The sequence below is a fragment of the Limnohabitans sp. G3-2 genome (genome assembly GCF_002778275.1).
In the GTDB taxonomy this organism is placed as follows: domain Bacteria; phylum Pseudomonadota; class Gammaproteobacteria; order Burkholderiales; family Burkholderiaceae_C; genus Limnohabitans_A.
In genome coordinates, this window is the sequence record NZ_NESG01000003.1 from 354,818 (window position 1) to 373,145 (window position 18,328).

Genomic DNA, 18,328 nt, shown 5'->3' on the forward strand with positions numbered 1-18,328 from the left:
CCACCATCCGCTGCTGTGCCGCTGGCGCAGCGCTGATGTGTTGGCCCGCTGCGGCAGACCGAACGCACCGCGTTCGGTCTGCCCAGCCGGCCATGTTTTCGATCCCAAGGACACCCCATGAGCAACCTCCCCGACCTCGATGCCATGCCCAAAGTCATGGGCGACGATGGCCAGTTTCACGCCACCGACGACGAAGTCGACCTGTCAGGCACCCCCATTGAAGCCTGGGTGGCACTGGCTTTCTTTTGGGCTTTGGGCCTCACGGTTTTTTACCAATTCTTCACCCGTTACGTGATGAACAACTCGGCCTCTTGGACCGAGGAGATTGCCCGCTACCTGCTCATCGCCACGGTTTTCACGGGCGCCACGATTGGCGTGGCCAAAAACAACCACATCCAAGTGGACTTCTTCTTTCGCTTCATGCCCGACTGGATGGGTCGCGCCATGGGCGTGGTGGTCGACGCCATGCGCGTCGCCTTTTTTGCCGCCGCCACGGTCCTCACGGGCCAGATGATGGAGAAACTGGGCAGCTACAAAATGACCATCATCGACTTGCCCATGAACCTCGTCTATGGCGTGGTGATGGCCGGGTTTGCCGCCATGTGCCTGCGCGCCATGTGGGTGGCCAAGGTGCATTGGCAGCGCGGCTACACCGTGCTGCAACGCCCCGAATCCGAAATGTCCGACCGCTGAAACGCCTTTAGAAAGTTCTCCATGTTGAAGATCCTTTTTCTCATTCTCATGAGCGGCGGCATCCCGGTGGCCATTGCCATGGCGGGCGCGTCGCTGATTTACCTCTTGTTTGCCGAAAGCTCCCCGCCTTTTGTGGTGATCCACCGCATGGTCTCGGGCATCGACAGTTTTCCCTTGTTGGCCGTGCCCTTCTTCATTTTGGCGGGCAACCTGATGAACAACGCGGGCATCACCAACCGCATTTACAACTATGCGCTGGCCTTGGTGGGCTGGCTCAAGGGCGGCCTCGGTCACGTCAACGTGGTGGGCTCGGTTGTGTTTGCGGGCATGAGCGGCACGGCCATTGCCGACGCGGCGGGCCTGGGCACCATCGAAATCAAGGCCATGAAAGACCATGGCTACAGCACCGAGTTTGCGGTGGGCGTCACGGCGGCTTCGGCCACGCTCGGCCCCATCATTCCGCCCAGCCTGCCCTTTGTGATCTACGGCATGATGGCCAACGTGTCGGTGGGGGCCTTGTTCCTTGCGGGCATCTTGCCCGGCATCTTGATGGCGCTGCTCATGATGCTGACGGTGGCCTATTTCGCACACAAAAACGGCTGGGGTGCCGATGTGAAATTCGAGTGGCCCAAGGTCATCAAGGCTCTGGCCGAAACCGCGGTGGTGGTGGGCTGGCCATTGGCCATTTGGTGGTTGGTGAACAGCATGGGCACGCCCGCCCAAATGACGGTGTTTTTGGCCCTGATCGTTTTGTTCGCTGCGGACAAATTTTTCAACTTCCAGGCCGTCTTGCCCATCATGACGCCCGTCATCCTGATTGGCGGCATGACCACCGGGGTGTTCACCCCCACCGAAGGCGCGATTGCCGCTTGCGTCTGGGCCATTGCACTGGGCTTTTTTTGGTACCGAACGCTCAACTTCAAGATGTTCGTGAAGATCTGCCTGGACACGGTGGAGACCACCGCCACCGTGCTGTTCATCGTGGCGGCCGCCAGCATTTTTGGCTGGATGCTCACCGCTACGGGCGTCACCACGGCCATCTCCAGCTGGGTGCTGGGCTTCACGCAAGAACCTTGGGTGTTTTTGCTGCTGGCGAACGCGCTGATGCTGTTTGTCGGCTGCTTCCTGGAGCCCACCGCGGCGATCACCATCCTGGTGCCGATTTTGGTGCCGATTTGCCAACAGCTGGGCATTGACCTGGTGCACTTCGGTCTGGTCATGGTGCTCAACCTGATGATCGGTTTGCTGCACCCCCCCATGGGCATGGTGCTGTTTGTGCTGGCTCGCGTGGCCAAACTCAGTGTGGAGCGGACCACCATGGCCATCTTGCCCTGGCTGTTCCCCTTGCTCGGCAGCTTGGCCGTCATCACCTACTTCCCCAGCTTGGTGCTGTGGCTGCCCAAGCAGTTTTATTGAATCCACGGGGCTGCTGTTTGGCCCCGTTTTTAAGTGACCCTCAACATGTCCAATCTCTTCATTCGCCTGCACCCGTCTGACGACGTGGTGATTGCCCGCAGCCAACTCATGAGCGGAAGCGCCGTCGAAGGCATTCCCGTGCGCGGCCTGATTCCTCCGGGCCACAAAATCGCCACCAGCGCCATCGCCGTGGGCGAGCCCGTGCGGCGCTACAACCAGATCATTGGGTTTGCGCACCAAGCCATTGCGCCAGGCGAGCATGTGCACACGCACAACCTGAACATGGGCGCGGAAAAAGGCAACTTCGAACGCGACTACGCCATAGGCCAAGACGTGAAACCTGAGCCGGTGCGCAAGCAAGCGACTTTCATGGGCTACAAACGCTCGGATGGCCGTGTGGCCACGCGCAACTACATCGGGGTGTTGTCGAGCGTGAACTGCTCGGCCACCGCCGCTCGCGCCATTGCCGACCATTTCTCCAAACGCAACAACCCGCAAGCGCTGGCCAAGTTCCCCAACGTGGACGGTGTGGTGGCTTTGACGCATGGCACCGGCTGCGGCATGGACACCGAAGGGCTGGGCATCCAGCTGCTTGAGCGCACGCTGGCCGGTTACGCCACCCACGCCAACTTTTGGGGCGTGGTGGTGGTGGGCCTGGGCTGCGAGGCCAACCAACTGAACACCTGGCTGGCGCACAGCAGCCTGCGCGAGGGCGACACGCTCAAGGTTTTCAACATCCAGGACACCGGCGGCACGCGCCTCACGGTGGAAAAAGGCATTGCCTTGATTGAAGAGATGCTGCCCCGCGCCAATGCCATCACGCGCGAACCTTGCAGCGCCGAGCACATCACGGTGGGCCTGCAGTGCGGCGGGTCTGATGGCTACTCGGGCATCAGCGCCAACCCGGCACTGGGCGTGGCCGTGGACTTGCTGGTGCAGCACGGTGGCACCGCCATCCTGAGCGAAACCCCCGAAATTTATGGCGCCGAGCACTTGCTCACGCGCCGCGCGGTCAAGCCCGAAGTGGCGCACAAACTCATTGAGCGCATCCGCTGGTGGGAAAACTACACCGCCATCAACGGCGGCGAGATGAACAACAACCCCTCGCCCGGCAACAAGGCGGGGGGTCTGACCACCATCCTGGAAAAGTCGCTCGGCGCGGTGGCCAAGGGCGGCACCAGCAACCTGCAGGCGGTGTACGAGTACGCAGAACCCGTCACCGCCAAAGGCTTTGTCTACATGGACACGCCCGGCTACGACCCGGTGAGCGCCACAGGCCAGGTGGCGGGCGGGGCCAACCTGATTTGCTTCACCACCGGGCGCGGCAGCGCCTATGGCTGCGCGCCCTCGCCCAGCCTCAAGTTCTCGACCAACACCGCGCTGTGGAAAAAGCAAGAAGAAGACATGGACCTGAACTGCGGCGAGATCGTGGACGGCGGGGTGAGCATCGCCGAGATGGGACAGCGGATTTTCGAGATGATCCTCGCCGCTGCCTCGGGCGAGCCTACCAAGAGCGAGCGACACGGCTACGGCCAAAACGAGTTTGTGCCGTGGCAAGTCGGCGCGGTCATGTGAGGACAGTGTCATGAGCCACACCATTTCTGCCCACGACCTGCGCGCCAAAGTCGCACGCATCATTGAACAAGCGGGCAGCGCCCCGGCTGAAGCCGCGCAGGTGGCCGACAACCTGGTCATGGCCAACCTGAGCGGGCACGACTCGCACGGCGTGGGCATGGTGCCGCGCTATGTGGACGCGGTGCTCGAAGGCGGGCTGTCGCCCAACACAGGGGTGAAGGTGCTGCTGGACACGGGGCCTTTGCTCAACCTGGACGGCCAGCGCGGCTACGGCCAAATCACCGGCGTGCAAGCCATGCAGATGGGCATCGAGCGCGCCAAGCAACACGGCGTGTGCACGGTGGCGCTCAGCCGCTCGCACCACCTGGGCCGCATCGGCCACTTTGCCGAAATGGCCGTGGCCCAGGGCCTGGTGTCGGTGCATTTTGTCAACGTGCTCTCGCGCCCCGTGGTCGCGCCCTTTGGCGGTGGCGATGGGCGCTTTGGCACCAACCCTTGCTGCATCGGCGTGCCCATGGGCGATCGCCCCCCGTTTGTGCTGGACTTTGCCACCAGCCGCGTGGCGCAGGGCAAGATGCGGGTGGCCCACAACAAGGGCGAGCAGGTGCCGCCGGGCTATTTGATCGACGAACACGGCCACCCCACCAACGACCCCGGCGTGGTGGTGGTGCCGCAGTCCAACGGCCTGTTTGGCGCACTCATGACCTTTGGCGACCACAAGGGCTTTGGCATGGCCATGGCCTGCGAGCTGCTGGGTGGCGCGCTCACCGGCAGCGGCACCTGGCACCGCGAAGCCGACCAACAACGTGCGGTGCTCAACGGCATGCTGACGATGCTGATCGACCCGGTGCGCCTGGGCACGCAAACCCTGTTTGAACAAGAGGCCCTGGCGTTTGCCGACTGGCTGCGCCAAAGCCCCGATGCGCCGGGCAGTGAGGGCGTCAAACTGGCGGGCGAGCCAGAGCGCGCCGCCCGCGCCGAACGCGCGCAATCGGGCATCTGGATCGACGAGGCCACCTGGGCCGAGATCGAAGCGTCTGAACAAAAACTCCAAGCACATTGAGCGCATCCGGGCCACGGGCCCTGCGATCAAGGCTTTTACACCGCACACCATGACCCTGTCTGCTGCCACACTCCCCACCCTGCCCGCCGACGTCCACACCCCGGTCTACGAGCGCACACACCACGCCCCTGGCGTGGTGCACCTCGGGCTGGGCGCCTTTCACCGTGCCCACCAGGCCATGGTGTTTGACCAGCTGCTGGCCGGCGGCGACATGCGCTGGGGCATCCACGGCGTGGGCATGACACGGCCCGATTTGGTGAACCAGCTGCGCGCCCAAGACGGCCTGTACGCCGTGCGCGTGGCCGATGGGCAAGGTGTGCAGTGGCAAGTGCCGGGCGCACTTTGGCGCATGAACGTGGCCGCCACCGAGCGCGATGCCGTGGTGCAAGCCATCGCGGCACCCGCCACCCGCTGGGTCACCCTCACCGTGACCGAAAAAGGCTATACCCCGGCGCTGGGCCAGCTGCTGCTGGACGGCTTGCGCCTGCGCCAGCAAGCGAACTTGCCCGGCATCACCGTCGCCTCGTGCGACAACCTGCAAGGCAATGGACACAAGTTGTTGGCCTTGGTCAAAGCCGCAGCAAGCGCGCAAGACGGCGCTGTGCTGCTTTGGCTGGACACGCACTGCGCTTTCCCATGCAGCATGGTGGACCGCATCGTGCCCGCGGCCACACCCGAGGTGTTGGCCGCCGCACAAGAAGCCTTGGGCATGCCAGACCATTGCGCCCTGAGCACCGAGGGCTTTTGGGAGTGGGTGATCGAAGACCGATTGGCCGACCCGCAAGACGCCGCCCTGCTGCAAAGTGCGGGTGTGCGTGTCACCCGCGATGTGCACAGCTACGAAGAAGCCAAGCTGCGCCTGCTCAATGGCAGCCACACGGCCATGGCACTCATGGGGGCCATCACCGGCAGGCCTTTCATCGCCAGCTGCATTGGCGTGCCGCACATTCGTGCGTTTGTGCACCGCCTGATGGGCCAAGAAGTCGCGCCGCACCTGAGCCGCAGCGACTGGGCCGATTACCGCGACGCTTTGATCCAACGGTTTGGCAACCCGTATCTGAAGCACAGCGTGCACCAAATCGCCACCGACAACTCGCAAAAAATCCCACAACGCTGGCCCCCATCGGTGCTGGGGCAAATCGCCCAAGGCGCCTCGTTTGAACTCCACGCGCTGGCCGCCGCCGTTTTCGTGCGCTACACCCTGGGCGTGGATGAGCAAGGCCAGGCCTACCCTCTGAATGACCCACAAGCCGAGCGCCTGATGGCGCTGGGCGCGGCGCAGCGCACCGAGCCCGAGGCCTGCGTGCGCGCCCTGCTGGCGCGCGAAGACCTGTGGGGCCGCGCCTTGCCGCAACACGCCACCTGGATCGCCCGCGTCACGCACTGGCACCAACAAGTCCTGCTGCACGGTGTAGACGCCGTCGTCCAGCAAGGGCTGGCCCAAGAAGCCTGAAAACGGAGGCCCGCACCATGAAAATCACCGCCGCCCGCGTCATCGTTTGCAGCCCCGGCCGCAACTTCGTCACCCTCAAAATCGAGACCGACCAGGGCGTGCATGGCGTGGGCGACGCCACGCTCAACGGCCGCGAGTTGGCCGTGGTCAGCTACCTCGAGGACCATGTGATCCCCTGCCTGATCGGGCGCGACCCGCAGCAGATCGAGGACATCTGGCAATACTTCTACAAAGGCGCCTACTGGCGGCGCGGCCCCGTGACCATGAGTGCGATTGCTGCCGTGGACACCGCGCTGTGGGACATCAAGGCCAAGATGGCGGGCATGCCGCTGTACCAGTTGTTGGGCGGGCGCAGCCGCACCGGGGTCATGGTCTACGGCCACGCCAATGGGCGCGACACCGCCGAGACCGTGGACGAAGTGTTGCGCCACAAGGAAGAAGGCTACTTGGCCATCCGTGCCCAAAGCGGCGTGCCGGGCCTGAACAAGGTCTATGGCGTGAGCGGCACGAATCGCCTGTACGAGCCCGCCGACGGCAGTTTGCCCAGCGAGCACGACTGGAGCACCGAGAAGTATTTGCGCCACACGCCCGGCCTGTTTGAAGCCGTGCGCGAAGCTGTGGGGCCCGACATCCATTTGCTGCACGACGTGCACCACCGGCTCACGCCCATCGAAGCAGGCCAATTGGGCAAGGCGCTGGAGCCGATGCGCCTGTTCTGGATGGAAGACCCGACGCCCGCTGAAAACCAAGACGCCTTCCAGTGGATTCGCCACCACACCACCACCCCGATCGCGGTGGGCGAGATTTTCAACAGCATCTGGGACTGCAAAACGCTGATCGAGAAACAGCTGATCGACTACATCCGCACCACCGTGGTCCACGCCGGCGGCATCACCCACCTGCGGCGCATCGCCGACCTGGCCAGCCTCTACCAAGTGCGCACCGGTTGCCACGGCGCGACCGACCTGTCGCCCGTGTGCATGGGCGCGGCCCTGCACTTTGACACCTGGGTGCCCAACTTCGGTGTGCAGGAGTACATGCCGCACAGCGAGGAGATGCTGTCGGTGTTTCCGCACGCGTGGCGCTTCGAGCGCGGCATGATGCACTGCGGCGAGACCCCCGGCCACGGGGTGGACATCGACGAAAAGCTGGCGGCCCGGTACCCCTATCAAAGGGCTTATCTGCCGGTGAACCGCTTGCAGCACGATGGGACACTGTGGAATTGGTGAAGTGAGCGGAACATGAGGGCCTGCTTTGCAGCGATTGCGGTCAGTCAGCTTGTGATCATCCGGGGCGGCAACCGGCAAGTAGAAGCCCCTGGCCTTACGTCCGCTGTTGGGCGGACTGCACCTATCGACTAAAAGGTGACTAGGGGCATAAAGTGCCGCTTTGCACAAACTTCTACGCATTGAAGCGAAGTCAAAAATATCCCGTCACAAGCCCCAAACTTACTATGTGAGCATCAATGCGGCCAAAATTCAATCGTCACAATCAGCAGCAAATGTTTTGGATCATGAAGCCGAAACGCTCAAGCTAACCACGCCTTTATTCTGGTGTTCATTTTCTCAGCCGAAATACCGTACCGGTCATGCAAGGTTGGCAAAGCGCCTGCATCCAAGAAAGCGTCGGGAAGAGCCAACATTCGAAATTTGGCAGGTATCACATTTTCACGCATCAGCAAACTGGCTACCGCCTCGCCCAAGCCACCAACGATGGAATGGTTCTCGGCCACCACCACGAGACGACCCGGCTTGCGCACTTCGCCAATGATGGCCGCTTCATCCAAGGGCTTGATGGTCGGACAATGCATGACCGCCACATTCACCTTTTCCGCCTCAAGTTGCTTGGCTACTTCGAGTGTGCGCATCGTCATGAAGCCGCTGGAAATCACCAACACATCCGAGCCTTCGCGTAGCATCTTGGCTTTACCCAATTCAAACTTGTAGTTGTATTCGTCTAGAACCATCGGCACATTGCCACGCAACAGACGCATATAGACCGGTCCTTGGTGCTCGGCAATTTGCGGCACAGCCTGTTCAATGTCCAGCGCATCGCAAGGGTCCACGATGGTCAGGCCAGGAATGGCACGCATCATGGCGAGATCCTCTGTGGCTTGATGACTGGGTCCATAACCGGTGGTCAGTCCGGGCAAGGCGCAGCAGATCTTCACATTCAGGTTTTCTTCGGCAATCACTTGATGAATAAAGTCATAAGCGCGGCGCGTGCCAAAAACCGCATAAGTCGTGGCAAATGGCACCAATCCCGTCTTGGCCATGCCACCAGCCGCGCCCATGAGCAGCTGCTCGGCCATGCCCATCTGAAAAAAACGTTCAGGGTAGGCCTGAGCAAACAAGTGCAAGTCGGTGTATTTGGCCAAGTCTGCCGTCATACCCACCACTTCAGGGTGATCAGCTGCATAGGCCACCAGTGCCTTGCCAAAGGGGGCGGCCTGCACCCGCTGACCATCACTCGCGATCGAGGCGATCATGGCCGAGGTGGTCAGTCGGGGCTTTTTGTCGGTCACAGTATTCATTTCAATGGCCTCAGGGTTGATTTGCATCCAAGATGTCCAGCGCCAATTTCCACTCGGGCGGATCCACACGGATAAAGTGATTTTTTTCGCGTGACTCTAGGAAGGGCACACCCTTGCCCATGAGCGTGTCGCACAGGATCACCCGCGGCTTGGCGTCGGGCAGTGCACGCGCTGTGTCAAAGGCGCGCAAGACCGCGGGCAGATGATTGCCATCCACACGCTGAACGTGCCAACCAAAAGCAGCCCATTTGTCGGCCAATGGCTCGAAGCCCAACACCGCAGTGGACGGACCATCTGCTTGTTGGTTGTTGATGTCCACCATGCAGATCAGATTGCCCAAGCCATGGTGTGCAGCGGACATGGCCGCCTCCCAGACCGAGCCTTCATCCAGCTCACCGTCAGACATGGAGTTGTAGACAAAGGCAGGGCTCTTTTGATGACGCAGTCCGAGTGCGATGCCCACCGCAATTGGAAGACCTTGCCCAAGCGACCCCCCCGAGATTTCCATACCCGGTGTGTAAGTGGCCATGCCCGACATGGGCAAACGGCTGTCATCGCTGCCATACGTTTCGAGTTCAGTTTCGGGAATGATCCCAGCCTCAATCATTGCGGCATAGTTGGCAATGGCGTAATGACCATGCGAGAGCAAAAATCGATCTCGATCAGACCAATCCGGGTCTTCGGCACGGAACTTCATGGCGTGGCCATAGGCCACCGCCAGTACATCGGCGTAACCCAAAGCCTGCCCCACATAACCCTGACCTTGGACCTCGCCCATGCGCAAGGCGTATCGTCGAATGCGATAGGCGCATTGGGCAAGAGAGGACAGCGTGTCCTGATTGCAATTCATGGTGATTCTCCAATAACTCAATACTTAATCACTTAAGGATGGAAGCAGGCACATACGAGACCAACAACAAAACACTGAAAGCAACCAGATAAAACGGACCGAGTTCGCGAACGGTCTCGCCCACCTTGACCTTTGCCAAAGAACTGGTGATAAACAAAGTGGTTCCGACAGGCGGTGTGTACAAACCAATGGCCAGGTTCACGGTCATCATGATTCCCAGCTGTGTGAGGTCCATACCAATGGACTTGGCCAAAGGCACAAATACAGGGGTTAACAGCAAGACCGCTGCGGGCAAGTCAATGAACATTCCGCAAACCAGCATGAGCAGGTTCATGAGCAAAATGACCAACCAAGGCTCGCTCAAATTTTCTTTGGCCCAGTTCACAATGCCATTGGGCATTTGGTCAAAAGTGAGTAGCCACCCTATGGCTGCAGAAGCCATGATGACCAATAACACCACCCCGGTCGACAAGCCCGCGTCCATCACCGCCTTGTTCAAACGAGCCAATGACAGGTCTTTGTAGATCAGCGCAGAAACCACAGAGGCATACAAAGTGGACAGAACTGCCACTTCGGTGGGGGTAGCCACGCCAAAGCGCAGAAACACGATGATGAGTGCAGGCAGCAACAAGGCTGGCGAGGCATACAGTAAATGCTTGAGAAACGCTGCCACATTGAATGGCGCTGTTTCACGCGGGAAATTCCGCCGCTTACCCACCCACCAACATACCGCCATGAAGCCGCCACACATCAAGAGGCCCGGCACGATACCCGCCACAAATAAGGCTGCAATACTCGCGCCACTTGACAGCGCGAACAAAATCATAGGAATTGAGGGCGGAATAAGAATATCAATGGTCGCTGCAGCCGCCAGTGTGGCCGCCGAAAATGCAGGTGGATAACCCAAGCGTTTTTGCCAAGGAATCATCAACGAGCCAATGGCCGATGCATCGGCGACAGCAGAACCCGATACGCCACCAAAAATAGTGCTGGATAAAACACCCACTTGGCCCGGGCCACCGTGAAACCGGCCAATCAAAGCCGTGAGTGTGCCAATGAGTGCCTCCCCCAGCTTGCCTCCCATCATCAAACTGCCGGTAAGCATGAAAAATGGGATGGCAATGAGCGGAAAACTTTGTACCTGCTGAACCATGGTTTGCACCAAGATGTCCAGTGGAACACGGTCTGATGTTGCGGCTGCAGCCAAAGCAGCCACCAAAATGGCGTGAGCAATTGGGATCGACGCCGCCGCTGCGGTCAAAAAAACGGCAATGATGAGATAGCTCATGGGGTGCGACTCCGCTGATTTCTAATAGTGTGTATTGGGAGTTGCTGCCGCATTGGCTTCGGCAATCTCAGCTGCTGGTGTTTTCAGCGTGGTCACAAAATCTTTCAAAGCCAACACCATGAGGCAAAACATGCCCAGCAACACACTGCCAAAAGTCACCGATGCGGGTACGCCCAAGATGGGCGATTTTTCATCATGCACGATGGGCAACATGCGCCATGTCGCGATGCATAGCGTGGCGTAAAGGGATGCAACCACCGCCCACACCAAAGCCGCCAACCAGCGCTGGTGTGCAGGTTTCAACCGATCGCGTAAAAAACTGGTGGTGATGTGACTGCCCTGCACCGCAGCCAGCACAACACCGCTTACTACCAACCAAGGGAAAAGTATTTCCGGCACTTCATTGGACCAATCCAGCCCTTTACCGAATGCATAACGCATCAAGGTGTTCACGCACAAGATGCAAAAAATGACGCTGGTGGTCAACCACAAAATGGTCTTGCAGACTTTGGTGATGATTTTTTCCATGGTGCACGCGGTTCACTGACAATTAAATAGAACAGAAAAGCTCCCAAACACAATTGAGCCTGGGAGCTCTCTGGTGCGCTCAATTGCCTGAGCAACAGGCAGAAGCGTGGCGCATATTTTTATTTCGCGCGAGCCGCTGCAATCACCTTTTTAACAAAGGCACCCACATCGGCTTTTGCAGTCCACGCATCGTCCACAGCGGATGTGGCCTTTTCAAATGCAGCTTTGTTGGCGGCATTAAAAATCGCACCTTTGGATTTGAGTTCGGCTACCAACTTGACATCAGCATCTGTAGAGAGCTGGCGTTGCAATTTAGTGGCCTCGTCTGCTGCTTCTTGGACGGCTTTTTTGTCTGCAGCAGACAACTTACCCCATGCATTTTTGCTCATCAAAAATGGGGTCATCTCATATTTGTGACCTGTCAATGAAACGTACTTATTGACTTCGTAGAGCTTGGCTGAATAGATGTTGGCCAAGGGGTTTTCTTGACCATCCACAACACCTTGTTGCAAGGCAACGTACAACTCAGTGAAGTTGATGGTTTGAGGGGTTGCACCCACGGCTTTCATGATGTCCTGGGTTACCGCATCGGGTGGTGTACGCATCTTCAGACCATTCAAATCTGCGGGATTGACGATGGGGCGCTTGCTGTTGGTCATGTGGCGAATCCCGTTGTCCCAGTAACCCAGCACCACCATGCCTTTTTCTTCGGTCTTGGCAGCCAGCTCTTTGCCAACTGGGCCATCCATGACTTTGAACGCTGCCTGGACGTCTGCAAACAAGAATGGCATTCCAAATGCAGCGTATTCACCCACCACATTGGCCACAGCGCCTTGGCTGTTGGCGGTGATGTCTACCGCCCCGGAGCGCACGGCAGTCAGCAATGCACCGTCATTGCCCAGTTGGCCAGAGGGTGAAACAGTCACCTCAATGCGGCCATTACTTTTGGCTTTGAGTACTTCAGCAAATTTGAGTGAGGCCACGTGGCGAGGGTTGTCCGGCGCCGCGCCATGGCCAAGTGCCAGCTTGACCGTCTGTGCTTGTGCCAATGCTGAAGCAGCCAAAACGGCGGTCGCCAGCAAGGTGCGGCGCAGTGTATTGAATCGTGTCATGAGTGTCTCCTAGGTTTTAATGTTTTGGGCAAATGCCCTTGGGTACAGGGAAAAAATCAGATCAGTGGATCAACATGCCGCCGTTCACATCGAGTGTGATACCTGTGCAGTACTTAGACAGGTCGCTGGCCAAAAAGACCACGCAGCCTGCTACATCGTTGGGCTCGCCAATATGACCCAATGGAATGCCATCCAAAATTGCTTGGCGCTTGTCATCAGGGATTTTCCCTTTGTTGATGTCGGTGGCAATCAAGCCAGGGGTGACGCAATTGACTCGGATATTGTTTGCGCCGTATTCACGCGCCATGGCTCGAGCCAGACCCAACACACCGGCCTTGGCGGCTGAATAGTGCGGGCCACCCAAAATGCCGCCACCACGCTGTGCAGAAACCGATGAAATGCAAATTATCGAGCCACGGTTTTGCGCAATCATGGTCGGCAAAACGGCTTGTGATGCGTACAACGTGCCACGCAAGCTCACGTCCAGAATACGGTCGTAGTCAGCGCCAGAGATGTCCAAGAATTTGACGGGTTGGGTAATACCCGCGTTGTTCACCAAAATGTCAATGCGACCCATCGCACTGTTGATCTGGGCCGCAGCAGCCTCGCAAGAAGCCTTATCGGTCACATCGGCCACTAGGCCAAGATGCTGTGCACCCAAGCGGGCAGCAGCAGCCTGGGGATCGGCTAAGGCCAAATCCAGAATCACAACGCGAGCGCCTTGTTCGGCCATCATGCGGGCGGTGGCAAATCCCAAGCCGTTTTGGCCAGCGCCACCAGTGATAACAGCCACTTTGTCTTTGAGCAACATGCAGGTCTCCTTTGGTTTATCGGTGTTCATGTCAGTGGCGTGATTTTGGGGAAGGCTTTGCATGAAGACAAACGATATAAACTCACAGGCGGTTTAATTTCATTCATGTTGCACTGCAACGATTCAGTTTTTGTCACGCACCATGATTCCACCCCTTAGCGCATTGCAGGCCTTTGAAACCATTGCCCGACGAAAGAGCTTTTCTCTGGCAGCAGAAGAATTGCACCTGACCCCATCGGCCGTGAGCCACCAAGTGGCCAAGCTCGAAAGTCTTCTGGGAGTGCGACTGTTTGAACGCTCAGCAAGGGGGGTGGAACTGACACCCGCGGGCCAGCAATACTTACAACGTGTTGCCAGCGCTTTGGGGGCCATCAACACCGCCACCGAAGACTTAAGACATGGCGTACAAGACACCCTGTATGTGCACAGTAGCCCGAGTTTTGCCAGCCTATGGCTGATGCCACGCATAGCCCGATTCACCGAAAGGCACCCCAATATCTCGCTCATGCTGTCGGCCTCGCACGTGCACTCGGACTTTCAGCTCGGCCAGATGGACATCGACATCCGTTACGGTTTGCCCAACTGGCCCAACCTTGAAGTGGAGCCGGTATTCACAGAGCAAATCCTTCCGCTGGCCAGCCCTGAATTCATCCGCAACCACGCACTGCACGAGCCCCATGACCTGTTGAGGGTGCCCCTCATTCAATCGAGCGTGAGCGTCGTGCAGTGGCCCGAGTGGTTTACCCGATTTGGCGGCGATCTGCGCCCCGAACGCATGGGCTTGCGCTTTGACCGAGCCATGATGAGCCTGGACGCTGCCGTACAGAAACTCGGTGTTGCTCTGGAGAGCAGCAGTATCGGCCATTCACTCATCGCCAGCGGTAAATTGCAACCCGTGTTTGCCAATCACATGTTCATGCCCGTGAGAGCTCACTTCATGGTCTATCCAGCCAGGCACGCTGCGCGCCCAGAGGTTCAAAGTTTTGTCGACTGGCTGAGATCCGAAGCACTCACTTGAAGCGTTCCCTTGGTTGAAACACGCTCATCCAATCCTGAATAATCTTCGCTTGTCTTCATGCGCGAGGAACGCAAAAATCATGGACAACACAGCACCTACTCAGGAGACAGGCGCATGCGCCATCTGGTGCATGAGCTCACAACATGCATCCTCACCCCCAGCAAAGCATGGCCCATGCCATTCGGTTTTTGTCCATTGACGCCATTGTCAAAGCCCAAGAAGGCCACCAAGGCGTGCCGCTGGGCATGGCAGAAATTGCCACTGCGCTCTACACGCGCCACCTCAAGTTCAACCCCGCCGAGCCCACTTGGTGGGACCGCGACCGGGTTGTGTTGTCCAACGGACATGGCTCCATGCTCATGTATTCGTTGTTGCATTTGACGGGCTATGCGGGTTTTCCGATTGAAGAAATCCAGCGCTTTCGCGAACTCGGTTCGCATTGCGAAGGCCACCCCGAACGCAATCCAGCCATTGGCATCGAAGTGACTACCGGCCCTCTGGGCCAAGGCATTGCCAATGCATTTGGCATGGCGGTGGCCGAGGCTTATCTGAACGCCCGTTTTGGCAAGGATCTGGTCAACCATTTCACCTACGCTTTTGTTGGTGATGGCTGCCTTCAAGAAGGCGTTGGGCAAGAAATGATCTCGCTGGCCGGTCACCTCAAGCTTGGCAAGTTGGTACTGCTGTGGGACGACAACCAGATCACGGACGACGGCAGCACCGCGCTGTCGATCAGCGAAGACGTGGCCGAACGCTTTCGCGTGGCGGGCTGGCATGTGGTCGAAATGGATGGGCACAACATTGAGGCGGTATCTGCCGCACTGGCTGCTGCCCAGGCTGACCCACGCCCATCCATGCTGGCTTGCCGCACCGTGATTGCGAAAGGCATTGCCCGCCTGCAGGGCCAGCGCGGTGGCCACAGTGGCCGCTTGTTTGAGGAAGACGCGCAGTCTGCTCGCAAGTTGCTGAACTGGACACATGGCCCCTTCGAGGTGCCTGCAGAGGTGCAACAGGCCTGGCGTGATGCTGGACTGCGCAGCACTGCCGAATACCAACACTGGCAAGCCCGTGTGGCGAGCCTGTCCGCTTCGGAACATGCCGAATTCGAACGCGTGATGAAAGGTGAACTTCCGGACAACTGGCAGCTGGTGTTACAGGGCTACAAACAAGAAGCGCTTCAAGCCCCACCGGCACCCAGCGGCATCTTCATCTCGGCCGAAATCAACGACCTTCTGACCCCCGTTTTCCCAGAGCGCATGGTTGGCTGCGCCGACTTGGAAGCACCCACCAGCCACAAGCGAGGACTGACGGCTTTCACCGCAGACGATCGCAGTGGCTCATATGTGCATTGTGGCGTGCGTGAGCATGTAATGGGCTCAATGGCCAACGGCATGGCGGCGCACGGCGGTGTGCTGCCGCTGTCGGTGACGTATCTGGCCTTTGCCGATTACCAGCGACCTGCCATGCGCATGGCGGCGCTCATGGGGCTTCCAGTCAAATTCGTGTTCAGCCACGACTCAATAGGGATTGGCAAAAACGGCCCCACACACCAACCGGTAGAAATTCTGTCTTCGCTACGCGCCATGCCCAACATGCTGGTCATGCGCCCTGCCGACGCAGTTGAAGCAGCGGAGTGCTGGGAAGCAGCACTTGCACACAGCACCGGCCCAGTCAGCCTGGTCTTTGCACGGCAGTCGCTGCCCTTGGTACGCACCATTCACACACAGACCAACCTGGCAAGTCGCGGGGGATATGTGCTACACGAAAGCACCTCTGGCACGCGTCAGGTCACGCTGCTGGCTACAGGTTCTGAAGTAGCCGTGGCTGTGGCTGCTCGCGAACAACTCGAAGCTGATGGGATCGCCACTGCCGTTGTCTCCCTTCCCTGTTGGGAACTCTTCAACGCACAAGATGCTTCTTATCGCGAAAGCGTATTGGGCAGTGGTGTACGGATAGGCGTTGAGGCCGCTGTGCGCCAAGGCTGGGATGCTTACATTGGGCTCGATGGCGGCTTTGTGGGCATGACCGGCTTTGGAGCAAGTGGGTCTGCCGAATCCCTTTACAAGCTTTTCAAAATTACCCCCGAAGCAGTGACAACCCTAGCTATTTCTTTGCTGAAAAATTGAGAGGCTCGTCAAAACGATCTTTTTCAACTGTGACAGTGACATGCCGGGCACAACACTTAGAACGCTAGCTGGAGATCAACCGTTGGAACTCGAGTCAACAGGACGTCCACCAACGAGTTCGATAGCAGCGTGGTCTGATTTTTAGCTCTAAATTTCACGCAGGTCTTAGGATTGCATTTATGTTTTCTTAAAGGCCGCTATAGCTTTACGAATTCCATTGGGTCTGAAGTAGGGTCGACCGCTTTGGGTTGGCTACTGCCGATCAATGAACCAATACGGTAGTCCGCTTACAGCCTGAAGCCGTCACTGCATTACCGCGGCAGAAAGCCCAGTAACTTCCACCTACCCCGCAAACCCATACCCCCACTCCCAAGCTTGCGCCATCTGCTGCTGCAGCGCCTTGGGCACACGCGGGTCGCTTTTGGCTCGTTCTAGGGTGCTGTGCATGGCCCCAGCGATACGCTGCAGCGTATCCCTGGGCTGCCTAACGCCGCAAACACGGTGACCAAAATCTTCCAATTCTTCTGGAGTGGGATAGGCTTTGGTGTGATGTTTGCCCGCAAACAGCTTGAGCGCCAGCGTGCGGTCTTCCAGTTCGGGGCCGCCTGCGTATTGGGTGTAGGTATAGATGCTGGTGGTCACCACATCGAACATAGGGGCAAGCCAAACCTCTTCGGATGAACGGTAGAGCAGGCCAAAATTTTTCAAATGCGCGTCGCCGTTGCGCACCATGATGGAAAACGCCACTTGCTCAAAAAACCGATGCAAGTTGTCACTGGGCAATTGCAGTTGGCGCAACAGTTCTGCAATGCGCTGGTAGCTGCCTTGGTACTTGCGGTCCGACAAGATGTCGCGCACGCGCAGCCCAGCCAGGGCTGCAATGTCTTCAAAGCCCAAGCGCTCTACACGGCCATCGTCATGCGTCACCAAATCAAATCGGTCCAGCACCAGCATCTGCCCATCGTCCGACAGATCAAAGGTTGGGGTCTCGATGCCCGCTTCGCGTGCGGCCGAGAGGCACAAAAATTCGTTGGCGGCCAGGCCGGGGTATGCGGGGCTGGCCGCCTTCACGATGAGCGAAGGGATCGGCACGGTGGGCCGGTCTGGCACCATGATTTTGGGCTGCATGCCTGCGATGCCCGCGCCTGTGCTCAGGTAGGCCGCCACCAGATCGTTGAACACCTCGGGTGTGTAAGCCGTACCCAGCAATTCGCTTTTACTGAGTGTTCGAGGCATGGGCGTGGGGCTTGAGCCGGGCAGGCTGTAGCCCAGCCGCCCAATGCCGTTGCGCCCCACCAGCGCCAGCATGTGCATGGGTGTCATTTGCTGCTTAGGGAAGAGTTCCCGAATCTTCATGAACAGGTCACCCTCAGGCAGGTTTTGATCCATCGGTGGGAAAAGGTCACCGTCTTGCCAGGTGAACTGCTGCGCGGGCGGCATCAACAAGGCCACAGCGGCTTGCTTGGGGTCGGTCTGCACATAACGAAATTCGTAGGTGGACGCCCGGATCAGTTGACCCGCGTCGTCAGCATCACCTATCGAGACGTTCAGTTGACGAATCTTTTCAGGCAGCATCGTCGTCTTCCATGAACCGGGCAGCGACTTCGCTGGCAGTTGGCAGGCCTGCGCGTTCCATGCGCATCACCAGGCCCAAGGCCCCCATGACGGCCATCAGTGAGGACACGGTGGTGTCTTCTCCGGCCTCCAGCCGGTAAATGACTTCGCGGACCTTGCCTGCCCTTTCAGCCAGCGCGGACTTGCTCAAGCCCAGCGCTTTTCGGTGTGCTTGCAGTTGTTGGCCCAGTTCATCGGGCAGACGAATATTGTCAGTCATGGCTTTCATTTTATGGTTTAAACTGCAT

Annotated in this window: 16 protein-coding genes; 8 read left to right on the plus strand and 8 right to left on the minus strand. The window is 58.6% G+C overall.

The features are described 5' to 3' along the window. Positions 1–117 precede the first annotated feature (117 nt). The 6 genes from B9Z31_RS06165 to manD are packed head-to-tail and all read left to right on the plus strand — an operon-like array spanning position 118 to position 7,429. Entirely contained in the window at positions 118–693 is a 576-nt protein-coding gene (locus tag B9Z31_RS06165) for a TRAP transporter small permease (protein ID WP_100118667.1), read from the plus strand. Between the two features lie 21 nt (positions 694–714). Then, entirely contained in the window at positions 715–2,109 is a 1,395-nt protein-coding gene (locus B9Z31_RS06170; RefSeq protein ID WP_100118668.1) for a TRAP transporter large permease, read from the plus strand. A gap of 45 nt (positions 2,110–2,154) precedes the next feature. Next, positions 2,155–3,684 carry a UxaA family hydrolase gene (locus B9Z31_RS06175; protein WP_100118669.1) on the plus strand — a complete coding sequence of 510 codons (1,530 nt, stop codon included), beginning with the start codon at positions 2,155–2,157 and terminating at the stop codon, positions 3,682–3,684. Positions 3,685–3,694: 10 nt separating this feature from the next. Beyond that, entirely contained in the window at positions 3,695–4,747 is a 1,053-nt protein-coding gene (locus B9Z31_RS06180) for a malate/lactate/ureidoglycolate dehydrogenase (protein WP_100118670.1), read from the plus strand. Between the two features lie 49 nt (positions 4,748–4,796). After that, complete coding sequence (locus B9Z31_RS06185; protein WP_100118671.1) at positions 4,797–6,200, plus strand: mannitol dehydrogenase family protein; 1,404 nt, start codon at positions 4,797–4,799, stop codon at positions 6,198–6,200. Positions 6,201–6,217: 17 nt separating this feature from the next. Continuing rightward, a complete protein-coding gene (gene manD / locus B9Z31_RS06190; protein ID WP_100118672.1) occupies positions 6,218–7,429 on the plus strand; it encodes a D-mannonate dehydratase ManD in 1,212 nt (403 codons plus the stop codon). 299 nt (positions 7,430–7,728) lie between these two features. On the opposite strand, the gene B9Z31_RS06195 is transcribed toward manD, so the two are convergent. The 6 genes from B9Z31_RS06195 to B9Z31_RS06220 form a co-directional block, all read right to left on the minus strand. Beyond that, the gene (locus B9Z31_RS06195; RefSeq protein WP_100118773.1) at positions 7,729–8,733 is read right to left on the minus strand and encodes a transketolase family protein; all 1,005 of its coding nucleotides are present in this window, start codon (positions 8,731–8,733) and stop codon (positions 7,729–7,731) included. A 10-nt stretch (positions 8,734–8,743) separates the two neighbouring features. Continuing rightward, a complete protein-coding gene (locus tag B9Z31_RS06200; RefSeq protein ID WP_100118673.1) occupies positions 8,744–9,583 on the minus strand; it encodes a transketolase in 840 nt (279 codons plus the stop codon). Between the two features lie 28 nt (positions 9,584–9,611). Then, entirely contained in the window at positions 9,612–10,871 is a 1,260-nt protein-coding gene (locus tag B9Z31_RS06205) for a TRAP transporter large permease (protein WP_100118674.1), read from the minus strand. A 21-nt stretch (positions 10,872–10,892) separates the two neighbouring features. After that, on the minus strand, positions 10,893–11,399 hold the full coding sequence (locus B9Z31_RS06210) for a TRAP transporter small permease (RefSeq protein ID WP_100118675.1): 507 nt from the start codon (positions 11,397–11,399) through the stop codon (positions 10,893–10,895). A gap of 119 nt (positions 11,400–11,518) precedes the next feature. Beyond that, positions 11,519–12,511, minus strand: coding sequence for a TRAP transporter substrate-binding protein (locus B9Z31_RS06215; RefSeq protein WP_100118676.1), 993 nt, complete (start codon positions 12,509–12,511; stop codon positions 11,519–11,521). A 61-nt stretch (positions 12,512–12,572) separates the two neighbouring features. After that, positions 12,573–13,322: an SDR family NAD(P)-dependent oxidoreductase gene (locus B9Z31_RS06220; protein ID WP_100118774.1), complete on the minus strand. Its 750-nt coding sequence runs from the start codon at positions 13,320–13,322 to the stop codon at positions 12,573–12,575. 142 nt (positions 13,323–13,464) lie between these two features. Between B9Z31_RS06220 and B9Z31_RS06225 the strand changes: the two genes are divergently transcribed. Together B9Z31_RS06225 and tkt are read left to right on the plus strand one after the other, a co-directional pair. Beyond that, positions 13,465–14,340 carry a LysR substrate-binding domain-containing protein gene (locus B9Z31_RS06225; protein ID WP_100118677.1) on the plus strand — a complete coding sequence of 292 codons (876 nt, stop codon included), beginning with the start codon at positions 13,465–13,467 and terminating at the stop codon, positions 14,338–14,340. 143 nt (positions 14,341–14,483) lie between these two features. Next, entirely contained in the window at positions 14,484–16,466 is a 1,983-nt protein-coding gene (gene tkt / locus B9Z31_RS06230; RefSeq protein WP_100118678.1) for a transketolase, read from the plus strand. A gap of 342 nt (positions 16,467–16,808) precedes the next feature. Here the strand turns inward: tkt and B9Z31_RS06235 are convergent, their stop codons facing one another. Both B9Z31_RS06235 and B9Z31_RS06240 read right to left on the minus strand, forming a co-directional pair. Beyond that, the gene (locus tag B9Z31_RS06235; protein WP_100118679.1) at positions 16,809–18,041 is read right to left on the minus strand and encodes a type II toxin-antitoxin system HipA family toxin; all 1,233 of its coding nucleotides are present in this window, start codon (positions 18,039–18,041) and stop codon (positions 16,809–16,811) included. Beyond that, positions 18,031–18,300 carry a helix-turn-helix domain-containing protein gene (locus B9Z31_RS06240; RefSeq protein ID WP_100118775.1) on the minus strand — a complete coding sequence of 90 codons (270 nt, stop codon included), beginning with the start codon at positions 18,298–18,300 and terminating at the stop codon, positions 18,031–18,033. The genes B9Z31_RS06235 and B9Z31_RS06240 overlap by 11 nt, the downstream gene beginning before the upstream one ends. Positions 18,301–18,328: the final 28 nt, after the last annotated feature.